This window comes from Bacteroides salyersiae WAL 10018 = DSM 18765 = JCM 12988, assembly GCF_000381365.1.
GTDB classification, from domain to species: Bacteria; Bacteroidota; Bacteroidia; order Bacteroidales; family Bacteroidaceae; genus Bacteroides; species Bacteroides salyersiae.
In genome coordinates, this window is the sequence record NZ_KB905467.1 from 212,898 (window position 1) to 233,989 (window position 21,092).

Sequence of the window (21,092 nt, forward strand, 5' to 3'; positions counted from 1 at the left end):
TTCGATAAAAGGGGAGTTTTGACACATGCCCTTTTCTTAATTTATAATACTCACTTTTTTACATAAGGAAGCCCAGTAAGATACCGGCAGCAACCGCTGAACCGATAACCCCTGCTACATTCGGACCCATGGCATGCATCAGCAGATAATTGGTCGGATCATATTCCAAACCCACAACCTGTGAAATACGTGCTGAGTCGGGAACAGCGGATACACCAGCATTACCGATCAGAGGGTTGATCTTGTTATCTTTCTTAAGGAAGAGATTGAATATTTTCACAAATAATACTCCCGCAGTGGTAGCAATGATGAATGAAAGAGCACCTAAGATAAAGATTTGTACAGAACTCCAAGTTAGGAATTCAGATGCTTGTGTAGAAGCGCCTACCGTCAGTCCTAATAAAATAGTGATGGTATCGATCAATGGTCCACTGGCTGTGTTGGCTAAACGACGTGTCACACCACTTTCTTTCAGTAAGTTACCGAAAAACAGCATACCAAGCAGAGGCAGACCTGAAGGTACAAGGAATGTTGTAAGCAGTAAACCTACAATTGGGAAAATAACTTTTTCTGTATGGGATACGGTTCTTGGTGGTTTCATACGGATTACACGCTCTTTTTTGGTGGTCAGCAGACGCATAATGGGCGGTTGTATAACAGGAACCAATGCCATGTATGAATAGGCTGATACAGCAATAGCACCCATCAGGTTTGGAGCCAGTTTGGATGAAAGGAAGATAGCCGTTGGGCCGTCAGCACCACCGATAATACCGATAGCACCCGCTTGGTTAGGCTCAAAGCCCATTAGAAGAGCGATGATGTAAGCACCGAAAATACCGAACTGAGCAGCAGCCCCGATTAACATTAGTTTTGGATTGGATATCAATGCCGAGAAGTCTGTCATGGCTCCAATACCTAAGAATATAAGCGGCGGATACCAACCGGAGGTTACTCCTTGGTAAAGTATATTCAATACAGAACCCTCTTCATAGATACCGATTTTTAGACCGGCTTCCATATTGAAAGGAATATTACCGATGAGAATACCAAAACCGATAGGGATGAGGAGCATTGGTTCAAACTCTTTGGCTACTGCCAGATAGATAAAAAAGAGTCCGACTACCAGCATGATAAGATGTCCCGGGGTTGCATTGGCAAAACCCGTATATCCCCAGAAATCAATAAGGTTATTCCCCAAAAATGATAAGAAATCTCCCATAATTATTCAATGATTACGAGGTCTGTACCTTCCAATACAGAATCTCCTTGTTTAACTTTGATTTCTGAAATTTTTCCATCCTTGTGTGCATTGATATTGTTTTCCATTTTCATTGCTTCAAGGATAATTACGGTTTGTCCTTTTTTCACGGTATCGCCTTCCTTCACCCTGATGTCGAGAATAACTCCGGGCAGTGGAGATTTTACACCGTCTTTTTTTCCGGTAGTTCCACCAACTGGTCGTTGTACAACCGGGGCACCGTTATCTGTTTTCGGAGCGGCGGCAGGACGGGTTACCGGTTTGGGAGTGATAGTGGCTTTTACGGGTTTGTCAAGCTCTACTTTGTAAGGAGTACCGTTTACTTCAACGTTTACGATATTCTCTTCCGGATCGTTTACTGTAACATTGTAGAGGTTTCCGTTGATTTTATATTTATACTGTTTCATTGCTTCAATTTATTAGAGTTAATAATTATCTTTTCGGTGTCTGACGCAAAGTGTAAATTTTGGAACTCCAAGGTGAGTAAGTACGCTTCACTTTGTTGATAGTTAAAATCATATCTTCAACATCGTGTGCATCGTTCATAAACTCGTGCAGAGCCATTGCAATAGCGGCGGCTTCTTCGCCAGAGTGACTCCCCAGATTCTTTTCTTTGGCTTCTACCTTATCTGTAATCCCTATAGCTTTCATTGCATTTCTCTTACCTAATTTTACAGCGATATTACCTACTATTTTGAATGAAACATACAATAATATTAAACCGATAAATACAACTGACATTGCTATAACTGCCATGCCGAAGCCGTCTGCATCGTGTTTTTTGAAATTTTCTATTTTTTCATTCTTATCTAATGTCATATTATTGGTACTTGGAGTTACATAGCTATGTTCTCCTCCACCTTTAATCACCCAATTTGCACTTCCATCCTCTTCTCGTGCATAAGACTGATCGGCAAGCATTCCGGCAGGTACTGTAATTTCGTCAATAAGTGTCTTACCGTTCGAATCGTACAAGGCAATGTAGTTCTCTTTGCTTGGATCCAGTGTGAAGCTTACGTGAAACGTACCGCGATTCGGCATTCCGTCTGCCCAGAACAAGATATGCTGGCGGGGTTTTATCAACGTCAGTACATCTCCTTTAGGAATCGGATATTTGGTTGGATTGTCTTTATCGTTCGTCAGATAGCAGCCTTCGATATTTACCGAAGCAAAAGAGGTGTTGAATATTTCTATCCAAGCATTATGCAAGCCGTAATCATCTTGATAGTTCTGCTCATTGGTAACCAGTACTTCATTGATTTTCAAGCTTGTCGCTCTTTGTGCATTCAGCCCTAAGCAAACTACTGCCACTAACGTGATAAATATCCCAATTCTTTTTTTATTCATAACAATCTGTATTTAATTTGTTACAATGGAATATTACCATGCTTTTTGGCAGGGTTTGTTAATTTCTTAGTCTGCAACTGCTGTAACGCACGGATAATGCGGAAACGGGTATTTCTCGGTTCGATAACATCATCGATGTAGCCATATTTTGCAGCATTATACGGATTAGCAAACAGTTTGGTATATTCAGCTTCTTTGTCTGCCAGGAATTGAGCAGGATTTTCCTGTTCTTTAGCTTCTTTGGCGTACAATACTTCTACGGCACCTGCACCGCCCATTACAGCGATTTCAGCCGTCGGCCATGCATAGTTCATATCACCACGAAGCTGCTTACAGCTCATTACGATGTGAGAACCACCATAAGATTTGCGCAATGTAACCGTTACTTTAGGTACGGTGGCTTCACCATAAGCGTACAGCAGTTTAGCACCGTGTAAGATGACCCCATTATATTCTTGGCCTGTTCCCGGAAGGAATCCCGGTACGTCTACCAATGTAACCAAAGGGATATTGAATGCATCGCAGAAGCGAACGAAACGGGCACCTTTACGTGATGCATTGCTATCGAGTACACCGGCCAGATATTTAGGCTGGTTGGCAACCACACCTACGGATTGTCCGTTCATACGGGCAAAACCGATGATGATATTCTTTGCATAGTCTTTCTGTACTTCGAGGAATTCTCCGTTATCGATGATGGCACCGATTACTTCATACATGTCGTATGGTTTGTTGGGGCTGTCAGGAATTATTTCGTTCAACAGATCATCCATACGGTCGATAGGGTCTGTACAATTTACCAGTGGAGCTTCTTCGAGGTTGTTTTGTGGAATGAAACTGAGCAGGTGACGGATAATTGCCAATCCTTCTTCACCTGTTGCAGCAGTAAAGTGAGTAACACCTGATTTACTTGCATGAACGCTTGCACCGCCCAGATCTTCTTGGGATACGTCTTCGCCTGTTACGGTCTTTACTACTTTCGGACCGGTAAGGAACATATAAGATGTACCTTCGGTCATCAATGTAAAGTCTGTCAATGCGGGAGAATAAACGGCACCACCGGCACATGGACCGAAGATTCCCGAAATCTGGGGAATAACGCCGGATGCCATGATGTTGCGCTGGAAAATCTCAGCATAACCGGCCAATGCATTGATACCTTCCTGGATACGGGCACCACCCGAATCATTGATGCCGATAACCGGAGCACCCATCTTCATGGCCATATCCATTACTTTACAAATCTTCTGTGCCATGGTTTCCGACAATGATCCACCGAATACAGTGAAATCTTGTGCGAAAACATATACTAATCTTCCTTCGATCGTACCATAACCGGTTACGACACCATCACCGAGGAAGTGCTTTTTATCCTGACCGAAGTTGGTACATCTGTGCTGTACAAACATGTCCAATTCTTCGAAACTACCTTCGTCAAGCAGTTGTGCAATACGCTCACGGGCGGTGTATTTGCCTTTGGCGTGTTGTTTTTCAATAGCCTTTTCGCCGCCACCTAAACGAGCCTGAGCACGAAGTTCAATAAGCTCTTTTACTTTTTCAAGCTGGTTACTCATGTGTCTTTTTGTTTTAAAGGATTTATAGAATTTACGATTAGCCGGTTTACGGTTTACGATTGGGATTACTTTTATAAAATAGCAAAAGTAATTTCAATCGTAAATTATAAATCACCCAATCGTCAATGATTTTAGTGTTCGCAAAGTTCTGTCAATACACCCAAAGTTGATTTAGGATGGAGGAAAGCGATATTAAGTCCTTCCGCACCTTTGCGCGGAGCTTTGTCGATAAGGCGGATTTCTTTGCTTTCTGCTTCTGCAAGTGCATTAGCTACACCGTCTTCTACGGCGAATGCCACGTGATGAACGCCCGCGCCTTTGTTCTCAATAAATTTGGCGATGGTACTTTCGGGGCAGGTGGGTTCTAACAGTTCAATTTTTGTTTCGCCTACTTTCAGGAAAGCGGTTCTTACTTTCTGGTCTTCCACTGTTTCGATGTTGTAACATTTCAGACCTAATACATTTTCGTAATACGGAAGGGCTTCTTCGATGCTTTTTACAGCAATACCCAAGTGTTCAATGTGTGAAATCTTCATGACTGTCTTCTTTATTTTGGCATTAATTTTAGTTCTGGTTACTATTAAACCACTACAAAGAAAATCAATTCTTCGTTAATAGAGAAATATTTCCGCATTTAATTTCAAAAGTCGATCAGCAGTCTGACATTGATTTGACGAGATGTAAGGTAATTGGGTACTGCAAACTGATTATTGTGCACATCAGTTACCCAATAATAGGAGTTAACATTGCTGATATTAAGCAAATTGAAAACATCCAGTCCCAACCACATGCTGCGAATATTGCGCCCGAATCCGGTTTTGTGCTTATCCGTATTATCAATTAAAACACGTGACATACCGATGTCTACACGGCGATAGGAGGGGGTGCGGTATACCGCTTCTTCTCGTCCGCTATGAGGCGGGCCGAAGGGCAATCCACCCGCTAAAGTCGCTTTGAGATTTAGTTTCCATTTGGTACTTTTGGGAAAGTAATCTGTAAAATAGAGTGACAGGTTATAGCGTTGGTCGGTAGGGCGGGGGAGCCACTTGCCGTTTATTTTTTCTTCGGTTTTCATTACGGAGAAAGTGAGCCAGGAATCGGTTCCCGGCACGAATTCCCCGAATAGTTTCATGTCGAGTCCTGTGGCATAACCGCTTGCCATGTTGCGTCCGTAATAACTGATACGGACGTTGTCTACATTGTATGGAATAAGGTTGCCCAGTGCTTTATAATATACTTCGGCTGTAAACTTGAAAGGACGTCCCACTGCCCGGAAGCTGTAATCACTTCCGATAACAAAGTGTATGGAACGTTGCGATTTGATGTTTTTATTGAGTGATACGCTTGCGACTCCGTCTACCATTGTGGTATCACGAAACTCCTTATAAAAAGGAGCTTGGTAATAGAGCCCCGTTGCTACGCGGAATGTGAATTTTTCATTGAAATTCGGAATCAGCGCCAGAGAAGCCCTCGGACTTACAATGAATTCTTTATTCCAGCTCCAGTAGCTTCCACGCAGTCCGGCTGTAAGCGTGAACAGGCCTGCACCGGATTGGAATTTGTAACTGTCTTGTGCGTATATGGATAAACGGTTACTGTTGATGTCGTTTTTGGATGATAAACTGTAAATCAATTCCGGACCATTCGGTACTTGTGGTAATGAATATCCGGCTGAGTCGCGCATTTCCCATTCACGTAGTTTTTCTTTAATACGCTCTGCTTTTAATTCCAGTCCCCATTGAATAGCATGGCGTTGGATGCGGTGTTGTCCTGTGAGCGAGTAGCTTTGTACATCTGCGTTGAGGTAGTTGCGGGCATGCTCCATATAGGTACCCACACCGATTGTTTCACCTGTATCTGTGTCCGTATCCTCTTCGGAAGCATCTAATTCGTTGAGCCAATATTGCCCGGTAATGTCATAGGTTTCCTGCTCTTTTGTATGAAATGCAGAGGCCTGAAAAGTCAAGCTATTGTTTTCGTTGAATTTGTATGTGGCATTGGCTGCACCGAAGAATGTGCGGAATACATCTCTTTCCTGACCGTCAAAATAAACCTTGAATTCACGTACCGAAGCCATTGTGCCGAATCGCGTGTTACGGTCTTCCGGTTGGAAGATGTATTTATTTTCTGAGATATTTCCGATGAATCCTATTTCCCAGCGTTTATTGGGACGCCAGTTTAAGTATGTCTGATAGTCGATGAATTGCGGATCGTATTCTCCTTTCGTATCCAGTGTTCCCAATAGATAGCGGTTGCTTTTGTATCGTACGCTGTTGATCCACGAGAATTTCTTAGTGCCGAAACCTATGTATGCCGAAACTCCTAACAGGCTGAAAGCCCCTGTTGCTTCGAAATGTTCCGGCTTTTTATATGTAATATCCAGTACGGATGACATTTTATCTCCATATTTCGCTTCGTATCCACCGGAAGAAAATCCAACGTTTTCTACCATATCCGGATTGATAAAGCTCAATCCTTCCTGCTGACCGGAACGGACCAATAACGGGCGGTAAACCTCTATACCATTGACGTATACCATATTTTCGTCGAAACTTCCTCCACGAACATTGTATTGTGAACTAAGTTCATTGTTTGAACTTACTCCGGCTTGTGTGGCAATGATCGATTCTATATTTCCCCCCGAAGCATCCGGCATCCACTTGTTTGCTTTCATGTCTATTTGTTGCACGGTGTTGGTTTGCCGGCGACTTTCGGTAATCGTTACCTGGTCGAGTTCGTATCCTAATGCCGGCAACATCATGTTTATGCTGATATTTCCCTGTGGATTTACTAAAGTGCGTTTCCGCGTGTTATATCCGATCATGGAATATATCACTGTTACCGTGTCTCTGGAAGTAAACTTGAGCGAGTATTTACCTTTTAGATTGCTGACCGTACCGATGGCCGTTCCCTCTATGCGTACGGTAGCCAGTTCGATCGGTTCTCCGTTATCGTCTGTAATGATGCCTCCGATTTTGACTTGTTGTGCCAAAGCGGGAAAGGTAAACAGTAAAAGCAGGTATATAATTGAGAGACGATTGTTCATATCCTTATTATCATCACTTGGCGTACTTTTCCGTATGGGAAAGTATCGCTTATTGAGTAATAACGAAAAAATCGTCTTAAACGTATATCTTGGTAAATAAATTATTCAGCCATGTCCATCGGAAACGGAACCAACGACGTGTACTACTCTGTTTTCCACCGAAACGAAGAACAAAGTCACGATACCCATGTTTTCTGAAGGGTAAACCTACATCCATAAATTCCAAATGCCGGAATCCGCGTTCGTATGCATCTTTCAAGGCCATCCATACGGCCAATATACCGGGGTATTGCAGTGCATATGTTTTTCGCATTCCTCCCGAAAACCATAAGTAGGCGTTGTCTCCCGAATAAATGCAGGACGAACCGCCGATGATCTTGTCCTTATAGCGTACGATGAATATTTTTCCCTGTTCGCTACTTATCAGTCTTTTTTCCATGTGATAGAAGAACTCGATATTTGGAAAATGTTTGCGGATGTGTGATGAATATATTTTGTACAGCATACGCGAGAATTCCTCAATTTCTTCTATCGAGTGTGCTTCTTCTACTTTTGCTCCGTTTTTGAGTCCCTTTTTTATCTGTCGGATACGTGAGGGGCTGATACGCTCTTCTACCGAATGCTGGCTATGCAAGGAGTTACGTACCCGTAGCCAGTTGATGGGAAAATATCCGTTGGCACGAAAATATTTATATCCGAATAATGCATTGTCGAGATTACGGAATTCGATCATAAAAGAGTCTCGTAAAACTTCTGTGGTGAGGTGCTCCAACATTTCGCCGAATATGGTTTCCTTGTCAGTATCTTCATCCGAGAGGTATTCTCCCGTACCGTATACTTCACAACGGCGGACGATAGAAGGAGGAAAGAGCTTTTTATTGGTACGGATGCCGGCCAGTAACCGGGCGATGGGTTTGCCGTTTTCTGTTGCTACGATGAATACAGGCTTATATCCCGGGGTTGCTTCATAGATCAGAAACAACTCCTTGGAGTGAAATGTATTTTTTCCCGGCAAGTCGGGAATTTCGCTCCCGCGGTAATATGTAGTAAGCTTTAGGGGCATCTTGTGGCAAATTTACATCTTTTATTTATCTTTTCAACAAGAAAAGGGATTGTTTTGTTGCAACATGTGATAGATGTTTGCTACATTTGTCATAACATTTAGATGTCGAATAAGAATATGGTAGAAGAAATTATTGCTTTTAACAAGCAGTTTGTAGAGAGCAAGGGATACGAAAAATATATAACCAATAAATATCCCGATAAGAAGCTTGCCATTCTTTCCTGTATGGATACCCGTTTGACAGAATTACTTCCTGCCGCTCTGGGTCTCAGAAATGGCGATGCAAAGATAATAAAAAATGCCGGTGCCGTTATTTCCCATCCTTTCGGCAGTGTGATCCGTAGTTTGTTGGTTGCTATATACGAGCTTGGTGTAGAAGATATTATGGTTATCGCCCATTCTGATTGCGGGGCTCATCACATGGATAGCAATGAGATTCTTGAACGAATGAAAACTCGTGGTATCCGGGAAGATCTGATTGAGATGATACGCTTCTGTGGTGTTGATTTTGATTCCTGGCTCGGTGGTTTCGATGATACGCGGAAGTCGGTAAGTGAAACTGTTGATTCTATTATACATCATCCTTTGATACCGTCAGATGTACATGTTCATGGTTTTATTATCGACTCACTGACCGGAGAACTAACGCAGGTTGTATAAAAAAAGGCAGAGCCTTATCGCCTGCCTTTATCTTTTTACGGTTATATACTTTTTTTGACTGGTGCACCCGTTTGTAACAAATAGGGTGACCGTGTCTCTCTATTTCCGCCTCGCGGCTGGCTTTCCGATTCACTTTAATGTAATCGTCTTGTGTTATTCGCTTTTTCATAACGATTGTTTTTTGTCAATACAAAGGTAATGATAAAAAATGAGATGTGATACGATTTGAAGAGGAATGCGTTCTAATTTACACCTTTCGCACCTTTTCACCTTTTTGAATCGTTTTATTTATTGGTGATACGGGGTGAAGGTCCTTATACTATGTCTTGTGGTTAATATAGGATCTTGCTTCTTTGAGTACTATATTTAGTGGCTTTTTATATTGATATAATGGATAAGAGTATTGCTCCACCTTGTATTATTCATTAATAGGGAGATATAGAGAAAATAGCGGATGTGTTGAAGAAGGATGAAATGGTGGTGATATGTTATTATTATTGCTGTATTTGGCAAGAGTCTCTTTCTTGATCCTGTGCTTTCTTTCAGTTTTTATATGTATCTTTGCACTTGCTTTTATTAAGAATTATAGAAAGCAGAAATAGTATGGAAAATTTTAGTGAATTGATAAAGAACCGCCGTAGTATGCGGAAATTTACGGAGGAAGAACTTTCTCAGGAGCAGGTGGTAACTTTGTTGAAGGCTGCTTTGATGTCGCCTACTTCCAAGCGTAGCAATAGTTGGCAGTTTATTGCCGTGGATGATAAAGAGATATTAAAGCAATTGGCACATTGTAAAGAGCAGGCTTCTTCGTTTATTGCCGATGCTGCATTGGCTATAGTTGTTACCGCTGATCCGTTGGCAAGCGATGTCTGGATTGAAGATGCTTCGATCGCTTCCATTCTGATTCAGCTCCAGGCGGAAGATTTAGGATTGGGTAGTTGCTGGGTGCAGGTTCGTGAACGTCAGGCTGCCAATGGTATGCCTTCGGATGAATTTGTACGTGAAGTCTTGGATATTCCTTTGCAACTTCAGGTTCTTTCCATCATCGCCATTGGGCATAAAGGTATGGAACGCAAGCCTTTCAACGAGGACCATCTGCAATGGGAAAAAATTCATATCAATAAATTCGGAGGGAAATAACCGTGGGTGCTGCCAAAGCTAACAATAACAGGGATACTTATAAAGCAACCGCCGTCACCTTGATTGTGATAGGAGTACTTTATCTCGTAGATAAACTGATACATTTTTCTGCCATTGGATTGCCTTGGGTGATGAATAAAGATAATTTCTTGCTTTATACAGCGGTTATTTTTTTGTTTCTCAAACATGATAAATCCGTCGGACTTGTGCTGATAGGGCTTTGGCTTGTGATGAATATCGGCCTGATAGTGGCGTTGTTAGGCACTATGTCTGCTTATCTGCTGCCTTTGGCATTATTGATAATCGGCGGAATATTATATTTGATTTCAACACGATGAAAAGAAGTATAGAAGACACCCCAATTGTATTTATCGGTGCCGGAAACCTGGCGACAAACTTAGCGAAAGCTTTATATCGCAAGGGCTTTCGCATTGTGCAGATATACAGTCGCACGGAAGAATCTGCCCGTAACCTGGCTGAAAAAGTGGAAGCGGAATTCACTACCGATCTGGGAGATATAAATCCGTATGCTCGCCTTTATATTGTGTCGTTGAAAGATTCTGCTTTTACAGAACTGCTACCTGATATTGTGGCCGGAAAAAGAAAGGAATCTTTGCTGGTACATACTGCCGGGAGTCTTCCGATGAGTGTCTGGGAAGGGTATGCGGAACATTATGGCGTATTCTATCCTATGCAGACGTTCAGTAAGCAGCGTGAAGTCGATTTCCGGGAAATTCCTTTCTTTATCGAAGCATCCACACCCGAAGATACGGAACTCTTGAAAGCGGTTGCCGCTACTTTGTCCGAGCGCGTTTATGAAGCAGACTCCGAACAGCGTAAAAGTCTTCATCTGGCGGCTGTTTTCACTTGTAACTTTACCAATCATATGTATGCTTTGGCGGCTGATTTGTTGGAAAAATATCATCTTCCGTTTGATGTCATGTTGCCTTTGATTGATGAAACGGCCCGTAAAGTCCATGAATTGAAACCCAAAGCCGCCCAGACAGGACCAGCCATACGGTATGATGAGAATGTTATCAACAATCATCTCGGTATGCTTTCGGACGATGTTGAAATGCAACGGCTTTATGAGTTGATCAGCCGCAGTATTTTCAATCGTAAATCATAAATTGTTTAATTGTAAAATCTATTTTCTAGTGAGTACAATCAACTATGATCTTAAAAAGATAAAGGCTCTGGCTTTTGATGTGGATGGAGTTTTGAGCGCTGATATGATTCCCTTACATATTTCGGGAGAGCCGATGCGTACGGTGAACATAAAGGATGGTTATGCGCTTCAACTGGCTGTAAAGCAGGGATTACACGTTGCCATTATTACAGGTGGCCGGACGGAAGCCGTTCGTATCCGCTTTTCTGCACTTGGAATAACCGATTTGTATATGGGCTCTGCCGTGAAGATACATGATTATCGTGATTTTCGTGAGAAATACGGCCTTTCGGATGAGGAGATATTGTATATGGGAGATGATATACCCGATATTGAAGTGTTGCGGGAATGTGGTTTGCCGTGTTGTCCTAAAGACGCTGCTCCTGAAGTAAAGGCTGTTGTCAAATACATTTCTCATGCTGCCGGTGGTTATGGTTGCGGGCGTGATGTGGTTGAACAAGTGCTGAAAGTGCATGGTAAATGGATGTCCGATGATGCTTTCGGATGGTAGGGGGACGATTAGAAAATTAATAATTAAAAAGAGGGATGTACCGATAATTGGTACACGATGAGATTATGCTTGATAATTTAAAGAAATTCAATATTGTACTCGCTTCTAATTCTCCCCGTAGAAAAGAGTTAATGTCTGGTTTGGGAGTCGATTATGTGGTAAAGACACTTCCCGATGTTGATGAATCCTATCCGGATACATTGCAGGGGGAGGAAATACCGGCTTATATCTCTCGTGAAAAAGCGGAGGCCTATCAATCTATGATTGAACCGGATGAACTGCTTATCACGGCTGATACTATCGTATGGATGAATGGAGAAGTACTTGGTAAACCGAAGGATAGGGAAGATGCAATACGTATGTTGCGTAAACTTTCCGGTGCTTCTCATCAGGTGATTACAGGGGTTTGTTTGACAACAAAAGGGTGGCAAAATAGTTTTACGGTCACAACGGATGTGACATTTGCTGTATTGTCAGAAGAGGAAATTGTCTATTATGTCGATAAGTATTCTCCAATGGATAAAGCCGGTGCTTATGGAGTACAAGAGTGGATTGGCTTTATCGGAGTAGAATCGATTTCGGGTAGTTATTATAATGTGATGGGGCTACCGGTACAGAAGTTGTACAGAGAATTGATTAAGCTCTGATTTTTTTAATGGATGTTATAAATAATAAAAAAGGATATCGCTTAGCAATATCCTTTTTTATTATCAGAATTGTATTTTAATTTCTGGGTAATGCTTCTTTCACTACCATCGGACGGCCTGCATATTCTGCACCGTTTAATTCAGAGATAGCGTTTTTAGCTTCTGATGTTTCCGGCATTTCGATAAAAGCGAAACCTTTTGATCTTCTTGTCTCACGATCAGTGATGATCTTTACAGATTCTACTGTTCCATACTCTTCCATTACTTGTCTCAAATCTGATTCCTTAACATTATAGCTAAGGTTTCCAACATACATATTCATAAATGTAAATATAAAAAAATTAATAATGCAATAAAAAAGTTTTGAGAAAAGGTGATCAGAATGGAAATACTCAATGTAGATAACTGAGGAGATACATATGTGAAAGCAAATCGTTATAAACCTCTTATTGTTTCATGCTACAAAGAAACACATTTTTATTGGAACTGCATTATATATCTATTCTTTTTATCATAATAATATCCTTTTTTGTGAATAAAGGTCGTAAATTAACAGATTGCTTATGATAAAATAAATAAAGGCTACCGAATGTTCAAAAGATAATAAGCCTGTTTAAATTTTCCTCTCAAAATAATACTGAGCAAAATTTAAACAGGCTTTAAAGAACGGTAACCCTTATGACTTTGATGTATAGCTTGGCTTTAATATAGTAAATCCAACATTAATGGAATGTCGTCTTCTGCAATTCCTTTTTGGATGAGATAGTTTCTGTCTTTATTGAACATTTCTAAAAAGATATCTTTGGTTCCGCTCATTTCCTTAGACCGGCTATAAAAACTGACTGCTTTTTCAATATCACCCGATACCCATTCCACGTGTCCGGCGTTGAGATAATCCATTGGAAGTGGCTTTTTATCTATAACCTTATTATAATAGTTTGTTGCCTGTTCATGTTTTCCGATAACAAATGAACACCAGGCAATTCCCCGCCATGCTTTGATACAGTCGCTTTCCATAAAATCGAGTTTGAAGAAGTAGTTCAAAGCTTCCTCATATTGCTGCAGTTCGGCCAGGCAACTGCCTATGTGGAATACGATGCTATGGTTCTCGGGAGTAGTTTCTTCTGCTTTCCGATAATACTCTAATGCTTTGCTGAAGTTGCGTGCGAGGCGGTAGCAAATGGCCAGGTGGCGATTGGTCCATATATTATCCGGTTTGATGGTGTCTGCCTTTTGATAAGCCTCAAGAGCTTCATCCAGTCTTTTTTGTTTTTGAAAAGCATATCCCAATTTCTGGTAGAATTCGGCTTGTGTACTTAGTGGACCGTTCATCCGTTCTATCTCTTTATAAAGCTCGGTAGTTTCCGCCCAATGCTCCTTTTTTAAATGGTAGTCGGCTATTGTGGCCAATGTGCCTTCCTGATACAGGATATCTTTTAGAATGGATATCTTGTGTAATTCTATTTTCTCTTTAAAGATATCCCTGAACTCATTTCTTCTGGTATTTAGTTTGAAAAAACGATACAAGTCGTGCAGGTATTGATTGCTGACGGTAGTAGGGCGTTCTGAGAACTTTTTTAATGTTTCAGCCTTTGACTGTTCGGCAAATTCTTCGGCCTGTTGCTCGGTGAGCTGGCTGAATATCATGTCTCGCTGTGATTGGGGAAATTGCAGCATAGTGAAGAAAAGCGAATATTTGTCGCTGCTACAGAAGAATCCCGACTGTAGGAGCAGATCCATCATTGTATTTTTCTGATGGCCGTCTTTTCTCATTGTTTTAATAACATCCGACTGCTGTTTGTCAAAAGGATAAAACCAGTTATGCGGCTCTTTGAAGAAAGGAAAGTTCTTCAAGGGGGCAAAGGTGCTCATATATACATCCGCTCCTTCCATTTGCAATTCGTTCATTTCACGAAGCTTATCACCTAATGCCGAATGTTCGAAAACGTTTTCCCAATCCGGGTTACGATCGTCTTTTTCTTCGTCCGATTCTTCAAAGCCGAATTTCATATTGCGCATGGAAGACACATTTTTCAGCATTTCCGGAATAATCTCTTCCCGCATTTTTTTATCTATCTTTTCCGTTTCTTGACACAACAGGAGTTGACGGTATATACGTACAAGATCTTCATCGAATGAATTTTCTTCATTGAGAAGCTTCAGGCGATTGGCAATTTCCGGATATAAATCCAGACGGTGGGCGTGGATATGGAGCGCGAAAACAATGCCTATTAATGCCCGTTGACTGACATATACGTTGCCATGTTGGTACGCATCCAATAGCCACATTAATTTACGCAGGTCAAAACATTCCATTAGGCTTAACATTACGGCACTTGTAAACAGGCATAAATCATTTACCGGAATTAATTCAGATTTCAGCATGCCTTGTGCGTCGGCTTCATCTTCGGTTGTCCAGTAGCTGTTGGACCATGTTTGCAGGAACATGAATTTCTGGGTATCTTCGTGTCGCTTCAATACGGCATCTATGTTGCTGTCCGACAATAATCCGCTGACTGCCAAATCGTCGTTGAATGATTCCAGTACGTGCATCAATACATTGGTGTTATAGGCTGCCAGATCCTGGGTGCGTTTTTTGCGGACGTCATGGTAATAGCGTGTGGAGATATCATCGAGTTGTAGCAGGTGTGCCTGGTCGGCAATCTCCAATGTGTCACTTAGTAGTTTTATGTACAATTTCTTCCGTTCGGGATCGGCTATACCTTGTTTCATGTATTGCAGCATAAAGTTATAGGAGGTTTGTAACTGCTCCAAGCGGTTACGAAGCTCCCAGTCGGGGCATTGCCAAAGGAAAGACTCTAATTGTGTTAGTGCTTCCTTTAACCGTTTCTGTTCGATTAATTCTACGATGTATTTATATTGCTCATTGATAGCTCGTTCATTCATAATTTCAAGGTATTTGTACTGTTATTCTATATAGTAGAACAAAAATGATGCCAAAAGGGCGGTCTTTTAATATTTATTATAAAGTGTTTGTGAGCTTTGGGTGAGATTACCGTTTGGCGTGTCTGTTGGCGGAAGTGTTCATTGTCCGGGGAAGAAAAGTAGTATCTACCAGATTCTCCCCTTGATAGTTGTCGGGGATTTTATTTTTATTTCTTAGCCATTTTATCGTTTGGCGAATGTCTTGTTCGTCCGGGCGTTTGGCCGGAGTATAAGACGGTAATAAGATAAGTTTAGCTATATAATCGGGTATTCCGGCAGCTTCGGTCAATAAGAGGTTCAGTTCTTTTGGTGAACATGCTTGTATGTGCTTGATTCCCAGATTATATCCTTTGATCAATGCGGTAATTTCTTTTCTTTTCTCTTTGAGAGCAATTTCGGTGAAAGCAGTTCCGGTAAGGTGGATGTTCAGTTCCCGGGTGCTTATCAATGATTTGTTTCCGTTTTTCATTGCTATGGTGGCAAAAGGATCGGGTAGGAAAGTGGCTTCAATCTGCCCGTATTGCAGCATGTTGAGACGTAGTGGTATCTGTGCAATCTCCGGTTTGTTTATTTCCCCGGATTTTATTCCATATTTCTCGCAAAGTAAGTCAGTAGCGTAATCGATCACCGTGCCACGAGAGATGGCGATATTTTTTTCTTTTAATTCATCAAATTGATTTATAGGGTTTTGCCTGTTTGTAATGAAGCAGAAATAACCCTGAGTTGCCATGATAACGGAAACTCCCGGATGATGTACTTGCAGCAATGCGATGCTGGGGTAGTCGGTTATGGCGCCGTCGATCTTTCCGGTAAGGAGGGCGGCATCCCGGTCGTAGGGTGAATTGAACTGTACAAGATTTACTTTTAATCCTAATGAATCATAAATACCCGATTTCTGGGCTACAATAAAGGGAAAGCCATCCATTGTGGGCATTACTCCCAAAGAAAGGGGATGGAGCTCGACCGGCATGGCGATTGCTTTTTCGTTTCTGCTATTGCAAGCGGAAATGAAAAAAGCAAGCATACTGAGTAATAATAATGGATTTCTCATTGTTTATATGAAAAGAAAGGCAACCCTTTCTGATTAAAAGAGCTGCCTTTTTATCGCGTCAAAGATGTGCTTTGAGGATTATTCTTCGATAGCAGCAATACCCGGAAGAACTTTTCCTTCGATTGCTTCAAGTAATGCACCGCCACCGGTAGAAACGTATGATACGCCATTAGCCAATCCGAACTTGTTGACACAAGCTACAGAGTCACCACCGCCAACGAGTGAGAAAGCACCGTTCTTGGTTGCTTCAACAATGGCTTCGCCTACTGTGCGTGAGCCGTGAGTGAAGTTTTCGAATTCGAATACTCCTGTAGGACCGTTCCAAAGGATTGTTTTGGAATTCTTGATAACTTCTGCAAACATTTCTTCTGATTTCGGGCCGATGTCAAGACCTTCCCATCCGTCAGGGATTTCATTTACGGCACAGAACTTCGTGTTAGCATCGTTAGAGAAAGAGTCTGCAATTTTGGCATCGACAGCCAATACTAAGTTGACACCTTTTTCTTTTGCTTTTTTCATCAGTTCCAAAGCCAGATCCAATTTATCATCTTCTACGATAGATAAACCGATATGACCGCCTTGAGCCTTTGTAAACGTATAAGTCATACCGCCGGTGATAATCAGGTTATCAACCTTGTTCAGCAGGTTTTCGATAATTTCTATTTTGGAAGAAACCTTCGAACCACCCATGATAGCAGTAAACGGACGTTGGATATCATTCAATATTTTATCGACAGCTTTTACCTCTTTTTCCATCAGATAACCGAACATCTTATGGTCTTTATCAAAGTGTTTGGCGATCAAAGCTGTAGAAGCATGTGCACGGTGAGCTGTACCAAATGCATCGTTCACATAGCAATCAGCGTAAGAAGCCAATTTCTTGGTGAATTCTTTCTGGCTTTCTTTTACGGCTTTCTTAGCGGCGGCTTTTTCCTCATCTGTCGCATCTTCTGCCAAACCTCTCGGTTTGCCTTCTTCTTCAGCATAGAAACGAAGATTTTCAAGCAATAATGCTTCACCCGGTTGCAGAGCAGCAGCTTTAACGGCAGCCTCTTCACCCATACAGTCGTTGGCGAATTGAACTTCTACGCCCAGCAATTCTGATACATGCTTAACGATGTGTTTCAGAGAGAATTTATCGGCAACGCCTTTCGGACGTCCCAAGTGAGAACCGATAATTACACTACCACCGTCTGACAGAATTTTCTTCAGAGTAGGAAGGGCGGCACGGATACGTGTGTCATCTGTAATGTTGAAATTTTCGTCCAAGGGTACGTTGAAGTCAACGCGAACGAATGCCTTTTTACCAGCAAAGTTAAATTTGTCAATTGTCATAATACTCTATTTATTTAAAAGTGTTAGTATTCTTTTTGGGATTGACCGCAAAGTTACTATTTATTTTTTAGAATATAGTAGTCGGTAATTAGAATTTAATAGTCATTTGGCTATAATTCTGACTATTTGCTACTTAATTTTGGCTTCTTGAAAATATTTACACATTAATTGCAAACCACAGTTGTCACATTTTGGAGTACGGGCTTGGCAAATGTAGCGTCCGTGCAGAATAAGCCAGTGGTGTGCTATCGGAATTAATTTTTTCGGAATATATTTCACTAATTCTTTTTCTACGCTGAAAGGTGTGGTATGTGTGTCATCTACTAACCCGATGCGATGGCTTACGCGGAATACATGCGTATCTACTGCCATTGCAGCTTTATTAAATACGACGGATTGAATGACATTGGCCGTTTTACGTCCTACACCAGGCAGTTTGATTAATTCTTCCAGCGTATCGGGTACTTTACTATTAAAATCTTTCACCAGCATTTGTGCCATGCCTACCAGGTGTTTGGCTTTATTATTCGGATAAGAGACGCTTCGGATATATTCGAATATGACTTCCGGGCTACTTGCTGCCAATGCTTCCGGGGTAGGAAAGTCGTGGTACAATGCCGGAGTGATCATATTGACCCGCTTGTCTGTACATTGTGCAGAAAGGATAACGGCTATCAGCAGTTCGAACGGATCATTGTAATGTAGTTCCGTTTCGGCCACAGGCACATTTTCCTGAAACCAGTTGATTACTTTTTCATAACGTTCTTTCTTTCTCATCGTAATTTGTTTTTATGATAGTGGGGAGCTACCCTTAATTTGAAATAGAAAATAGAAACTACTGTGAGGCAGGCGCCAAATAAATAGGCCATATCAAAAGAGGTTAGTTGAGCGATATAACCGCCGGCCATCAACCCGATACCGATTCCTACATCCCAGGAAGTTAGATAGGTGGAAGTGGCCGTACCGCGTTGGTTGTTGGGAGCCAGATTGACAAACAGAGTGTTGAATGCCGGAAACATGGTGCCGAACCCTACTCCTAATAATAAAGCGATCATGAAAAAAAGCACTTCAGTTAGTTCCGGACTCATCTTCATCAGTTCGTCACAACCGGCTAAAAGAAAGAAACAGACAGATACCAGATATAATCCAAGCATAATGACCTGCGTGATTCGGCCTTTATCTACCTGTCTGCCGGAGAACATACGGGATACTGCCATGCCTACGGCCATGAAGGTGAAAAACAATCCTGAACTCAGGCTGATTCCTATCTCTTTGGCATACATGGCCACATAGGTGCTTGTCATGCCATAGGGGATGGATAACAGCAATAAAGCGATGCCGGCAGGTATACCTTTTATCAATACGAAACGGTCGAGTGATAAAGGTTCTCGTTTTACCGGCTGTTTAGGAGGTGTCTTTACCAAACAGGCGGCAATAAATCCCAAGACACCGGAGATGAAAGAACAAAGGAAAATTGTTTCAAAAGAATAGGAATCATGCATGAATAACCCTGTCATCGGTCCGAAGCTCATCGCTGTATTATTCATCAGTCCATAATATCCTACTGCTTCTCCGCGTCGTGAGGATGGGGTAATGTCGATTACAATCGTATTTCCGGCTACTGTTACCATACCGAATGCCAGCCCGTGTGCTATTCTCAACAGGACGAATAATGTCAATACTCCCGCCAGCATATATCCGGCAAATATCGAGATGAAAACAAAGTAGGCTATCAGATAGAGAGGTTTTCGTGCCAATGTATCTAACAGGTAACCGGAGAATGGACGGATACAAAGTGAGGCTACGGTATAGCACGAGAGGATAATTCCCACAGCGGCATTTCCCGTATGGAATATTTCGGTTAGGTAAAAAGGTAAAATCGGTAGTATCAGGTAAAAGGCAAAATACAAAAGGAAATTTGCTGCCAATATGAGACAGTAATCGCGGGTGACAAGCCGATCCTTCATAAGTTGAAAGCCTTATTTGTTAGTTGAAAGTTGAAAGCTTTTCTTTAGTTGAGAGTTGAGAGTTGAAAGTTGAAAATTACTATGTAGCATGATAGCGCAGCTAACTTTCAACTTTCAACTTTTAACTTTCAACTCCTTTAGTAGGCCGCTTCGAATTCTTTCAAGAAGCGCGTGTCGTTTTCTGAGAACATTCGAAGGTCTTTTACTTGGTATTTTAAGTTCGTAATACGTTCTACACCCATGCCAAGAGCATAGCCGCTGTATATTTTACTGTCTATACCGTTAGCTTCGAGAACATTCGGATCTACCATACCACATCCTAAAATCTCTACCCAACCTGTATGCTTGCAGAAGGGGCAACCTTTTCCACCGCAGATATTACAGCTGATATCCATTTCGGCACTGGGTTCTGTAAATGGGAAGTAGGACGGGCGGAGACGGATTTTGGTATCTGCACCGAACATTTCTTTTGCAAACAGTAACAGCACTTGCTTCAAATCGGTGAATGATACGTCTTTGTCTACATATAACGCTTCTACTTGGTGGAAGAAACAATGTGCACGATAACTGATCGCCTCGTTACGGTACACGCGCCCCGGACAGATAATGCGGATAGGAGGTTGGGATACTTCCATGGCACGTGTCTGCACGGATGAAGTATGTGTACGCAGTAAAATATCCGGGTGTGATTCAATGAAAAAAGTATCTTGCATGTCACGTGCCGGATGATCTTCTGCAAAGTTTAATGCCGAAAATACGTGCCAGTCGTCTTCTATCTCCGGGCCTTCTGCAATGCTGAAGCCAAGACGGGCGAAAATATCAATAATTTCATTTTTTACAATAGAAAGCGGGTGGCGTGTTCCCATTTCTATGGGGTAAGCCGAACGGGTTAAGTCCAGTTCGCATGCACCATTTTCTTGAGTCTCGAATTGCTCTTTTAGTGCATTGATCTTTTCCTGTGCTTTGGCCTTGAGTTCGTTCAGTCTCATGCCGACCTCTTTTTTCTGTTCGGCTGCAACATTACGAAAATCTGCCATTAAGTCATTAATGGCTCCTTTTTTACTAAGGTACTTGATACGAAGTGCTTCAAGTTCTTCTGCATTGGCAGCTTTCAGTGCTTCAACTTCTTCAAGAAGCTGGTTAATCTTAGCTATCATATTTTTGATTTATTGTTATTTTACAGTATAAAACGTTGCAAAGATAGTGGTTTTTATCTTAATTCAACTCTCAAATCGGGCATTGTTTTTTACGAATATCTTCCAAAAATGTTAATGACTTTCGGGTATCTATTAAACGATGTTATAAATCTTGTAAAGGCATACGGATTATTTGCAAATCTCCCGGAAGTCCGTATCTTTGCAATGTGTTTTTCATAGTAT

21 protein-coding genes are annotated in these 21,092 nt (G+C 41.7%); 6 read left to right on the forward strand and 15 right to left on the reverse strand.

Annotated elements, in window-relative coordinates; genetic code table 11:
• Nucleotides 1–58 precede the first annotated feature (58 nt).
• From HMPREF1532_RS12125 to HMPREF1532_RS12155, 7 genes are all read right to left on the reverse strand, one after another.
• A complete protein-coding gene (locus tag HMPREF1532_RS12125) occupies nt 59–1,219 on the reverse strand; it encodes a sodium ion-translocating decarboxylase subunit beta (RefSeq protein ID WP_005929780.1) in 1,161 nt (386 codons plus the stop codon).
• Nucleotides 1,220–1,221: 2 nt separating this feature from the next.
• A complete protein-coding gene (locus HMPREF1532_RS12130; protein ID WP_005929784.1) occupies nt 1,222–1,665 on the reverse strand; it encodes a biotin/lipoyl-containing protein in 444 nt (147 codons plus the stop codon).
• 25 nt (nt 1,666–1,690) lie between these two features.
• The gene (locus HMPREF1532_RS12135) at nt 1,691–2,605 is read right to left on the reverse strand and encodes an OadG family transporter subunit (protein ID WP_005929786.1); all 915 of its coding nucleotides are present in this window, start codon (nt 2,603–2,605) and stop codon (nt 1,691–1,693) included.
• Between the two features lie 20 nt (nt 2,606–2,625).
• Nucleotides 2,626–4,179, reverse strand: coding sequence for an acyl-CoA carboxylase subunit beta (locus tag HMPREF1532_RS12140; protein WP_005929789.1), 1,554 nt, complete (start codon nt 4,177–4,179; stop codon nt 2,626–2,628).
• A gap of 131 nt (nt 4,180–4,310) precedes the next feature.
• Complete coding sequence (gene mce, locus HMPREF1532_RS12145) at nt 4,311–4,715, reverse strand: methylmalonyl-CoA epimerase (protein WP_002561104.1); 405 nt, start codon at nt 4,713–4,715, stop codon at nt 4,311–4,313.
• 104 nt (nt 4,716–4,819) lie between these two features.
• Nucleotides 4,820–7,225 (reverse strand): TonB-dependent receptor, encoded by a 2,406-nt coding sequence (locus HMPREF1532_RS12150; RefSeq protein WP_005929793.1) that lies wholly within the window; start codon nt 7,223–7,225, stop codon nt 4,820–4,822.
• Between the two features lie 76 nt (nt 7,226–7,301).
• A complete protein-coding gene (locus HMPREF1532_RS12155; RefSeq protein ID WP_005929796.1) occupies nt 7,302–8,288 on the reverse strand; it encodes a GNAT family N-acetyltransferase in 987 nt (328 codons plus the stop codon).
• Between the two features lie 117 nt (nt 8,289–8,405).
• On the opposite strand from HMPREF1532_RS12155, the gene HMPREF1532_RS12160 reads away from it, so the two are divergent.
• Complete coding sequence (locus HMPREF1532_RS12160) at nt 8,406–8,948, forward strand: beta-class carbonic anhydrase (RefSeq protein WP_005929799.1); 543 nt, start codon at nt 8,406–8,408, stop codon at nt 8,946–8,948.
• Here HMPREF1532_RS12160 and HMPREF1532_RS21805 read toward each other — a convergent pair.
• Complete coding sequence (locus HMPREF1532_RS21805; RefSeq protein ID WP_005929802.1) at nt 8,908–9,117, reverse strand: hypothetical protein; 210 nt, start codon at nt 9,115–9,117, stop codon at nt 8,908–8,910. The genes HMPREF1532_RS12160 and HMPREF1532_RS21805 overlap by 41 nt on opposite strands.
• 434 nt (nt 9,118–9,551) lie before the next feature.
• On the opposite strand from HMPREF1532_RS21805, the gene HMPREF1532_RS12165 reads away from it, so the two are divergent.
• The 5 genes from HMPREF1532_RS12165 (at nt 9,552) to HMPREF1532_RS12185 (ending at nt 12,414) form a co-directional block, all read left to right on the forward strand.
• Complete coding sequence (locus tag HMPREF1532_RS12165) at nt 9,552–10,088, forward strand: nitroreductase family protein (RefSeq protein WP_005929804.1); 537 nt, start codon at nt 9,552–9,554, stop codon at nt 10,086–10,088.
• A 2-nt stretch (nt 10,089–10,090) separates the two neighbouring features.
• Nucleotides 10,091–10,426, forward strand: coding sequence for a hypothetical protein (locus HMPREF1532_RS12170; RefSeq protein WP_005929806.1), 336 nt, complete (start codon nt 10,091–10,093; stop codon nt 10,424–10,426).
• Nucleotides 10,423–11,217, forward strand: a complete 795-nt coding sequence (locus HMPREF1532_RS12175; protein ID WP_005929811.1) for a Rossmann-like and DUF2520 domain-containing protein — start codon at nt 10,423–10,425, stop codon at nt 11,215–11,217. Before HMPREF1532_RS12170 ends, HMPREF1532_RS12175 begins: the two co-directional genes overlap by 4 nt.
• A gap of 28 nt (nt 11,218–11,245) precedes the next feature.
• Nucleotides 11,246–11,767 (forward strand): KdsC family phosphatase, encoded by a 522-nt coding sequence (locus HMPREF1532_RS12180; RefSeq protein ID WP_005929813.1) that lies wholly within the window; start codon nt 11,246–11,248, stop codon nt 11,765–11,767.
• A 65-nt stretch (nt 11,768–11,832) separates the two neighbouring features.
• Nucleotides 11,833–12,414 carry a Maf-like protein gene (locus tag HMPREF1532_RS12185; RefSeq protein ID WP_005929816.1) on the forward strand — a complete coding sequence of 194 codons (582 nt, stop codon included), beginning with the start codon at nt 11,833–11,835 and terminating at the stop codon, nt 12,412–12,414.
• A gap of 76 nt (nt 12,415–12,490) precedes the next feature.
• Here HMPREF1532_RS12185 and HMPREF1532_RS12190 read toward each other — a convergent pair whose 3' ends face one another.
• The 7 genes from HMPREF1532_RS12190 to HMPREF1532_RS12220 all read right to left on the reverse strand — a co-directional run bounded on the left by HMPREF1532_RS12190 (nt 12,491) and on the right by HMPREF1532_RS12220 (nt 20,870).
• Complete coding sequence (locus HMPREF1532_RS12190) at nt 12,491–12,736, reverse strand: RNA recognition motif domain-containing protein (protein ID WP_005929819.1); 246 nt, start codon at nt 12,734–12,736, stop codon at nt 12,491–12,493.
• Between the two features lie 380 nt (nt 12,737–13,116).
• Entirely contained in the window at nt 13,117–15,321 is a 2,205-nt protein-coding gene (locus HMPREF1532_RS12195) for a tetratricopeptide repeat protein (protein ID WP_005929822.1), read from the reverse strand.
• A gap of 106 nt (nt 15,322–15,427) precedes the next feature.
• Nucleotides 15,428–16,411, reverse strand: coding sequence for an ABC transporter substrate-binding protein (locus tag HMPREF1532_RS12200; protein WP_187373830.1), 984 nt, complete (start codon nt 16,409–16,411; stop codon nt 15,428–15,430).
• A gap of 78 nt (nt 16,412–16,489) precedes the next feature.
• Nucleotides 16,490–17,749 (reverse strand): phosphoglycerate kinase, encoded by a 1,260-nt coding sequence (locus HMPREF1532_RS12205; protein WP_025819520.1) that lies wholly within the window; start codon nt 17,747–17,749, stop codon nt 16,490–16,492.
• Nucleotides 17,750–17,875: 126 nt separating this feature from the next.
• Nucleotides 17,876–18,523: an endonuclease III gene (gene nth, locus HMPREF1532_RS12210; protein WP_005929828.1), complete on the reverse strand. Its 648-nt coding sequence runs from the start codon at nt 18,521–18,523 to the stop codon at nt 17,876–17,878.
• Entirely contained in the window at nt 18,520–19,713 is a 1,194-nt protein-coding gene (locus HMPREF1532_RS12215; RefSeq protein WP_005929830.1) for an MFS transporter, read from the reverse strand. Before HMPREF1532_RS12215 ends, nth begins: the two co-directional genes overlap by 4 nt.
• A 137-nt stretch (nt 19,714–19,850) precedes the next feature.
• Nucleotides 19,851–20,870, reverse strand: a complete 1,020-nt coding sequence (locus HMPREF1532_RS12220) for a phenylalanine--tRNA ligase subunit alpha (protein ID WP_005929833.1) — start codon at nt 20,868–20,870, stop codon at nt 19,851–19,853.
• Between the last annotated feature and the right edge of the window lie 222 nt (nt 20,871–21,092).

Excerpts from the sequence above, each read along its gene's own strand:
- nth (WP_005929828.1), bottom strand. The coding sequence starts at position 18,523 with ATGAGAAAGAAAGAACGTTATGAAAAAGTAATCAACTGGTTTCAGGAA.
- HMPREF1532_RS21805 (WP_005929802.1), bottom strand. The coding sequence starts at position 9,117 with ATGAAAAAGCGAATAACACAAGACGATTACATTAAAGTGAATCGGAAA.
- HMPREF1532_RS12195 (WP_005929822.1), bottom strand. The coding sequence starts at position 15,321 with ATGAATGAACGAGCTATCAATGAGCAATATAAATACATCGTAGAATTA.
- HMPREF1532_RS12220 (WP_005929833.1), bottom strand. The coding sequence starts at position 20,870 with ATGATAGCTAAGATTAACCAGCTTCTTGAAGAAGTTGAAGCACTGAAA.
- HMPREF1532_RS12175 (WP_005929811.1), top strand. The coding sequence starts at position 10,423 with ATGAAAAGAAGTATAGAAGACACCCCAATTGTATTTATCGGTGCCGGA.
- HMPREF1532_RS12155 (WP_005929796.1), bottom strand. The coding sequence starts at position 8,288 with ATGCCCCTAAAGCTTACTACATATTACCGCGGGAGCGAAATTCCCGAC.
- HMPREF1532_RS12140 (WP_005929789.1), bottom strand. The coding sequence starts at position 4,179 with ATGAGTAACCAGCTTGAAAAAGTAAAAGAGCTTATTGAACTTCGTGCT.
- HMPREF1532_RS12135 (WP_005929786.1), bottom strand. The coding sequence starts at position 2,605 with ATGAATAAAAAAAGAATTGGGATATTTATCACGTTAGTGGCAGTAGTT.
- HMPREF1532_RS12160 (WP_005929799.1), top strand. The coding sequence starts at position 8,406 with ATGGTAGAAGAAATTATTGCTTTTAACAAGCAGTTTGTAGAGAGCAAG.
- HMPREF1532_RS12130 (WP_005929784.1), bottom strand. The coding sequence starts at position 1,665 with ATGAAACAGTATAAATATAAAATCAACGGAAACCTCTACAATGTTACA.
- HMPREF1532_RS12190 (WP_005929819.1), bottom strand. The coding sequence starts at position 12,736 with ATGAATATGTATGTTGGAAACCTTAGCTATAATGTTAAGGAATCAGAT.
- HMPREF1532_RS12215 (WP_005929830.1), bottom strand. The coding sequence starts at position 19,713 with ATGAAGGATCGGCTTGTCACCCGCGATTACTGTCTCATATTGGCAGCA.
- HMPREF1532_RS12165 (WP_005929804.1), top strand. The coding sequence starts at position 9,552 with ATGGAAAATTTTAGTGAATTGATAAAGAACCGCCGTAGTATGCGGAAA.
- HMPREF1532_RS12200 (WP_187373830.1), bottom strand. The coding sequence starts at position 16,411 with ATGAGAAATCCATTATTATTACTCAGTATGCTTGCTTTTTTCATTTCC.
- HMPREF1532_RS12125 (WP_005929780.1), bottom strand. The coding sequence starts at position 1,219 with ATGGGAGATTTCTTATCATTTTTGGGGAATAACCTTATTGATTTCTGG.
- mce (WP_002561104.1), bottom strand. The coding sequence starts at position 4,715 with ATGAAGATTTCACACATTGAACACTTGGGTATTGCTGTAAAAAGCATC.
- HMPREF1532_RS12185 (WP_005929816.1), top strand. The coding sequence starts at position 11,833 with ATGCTTGATAATTTAAAGAAATTCAATATTGTACTCGCTTCTAATTCT.
- HMPREF1532_RS12150 (WP_005929793.1), bottom strand. The coding sequence starts at position 7,225 with ATGAACAATCGTCTCTCAATTATATACCTGCTTTTACTGTTTACCTTT.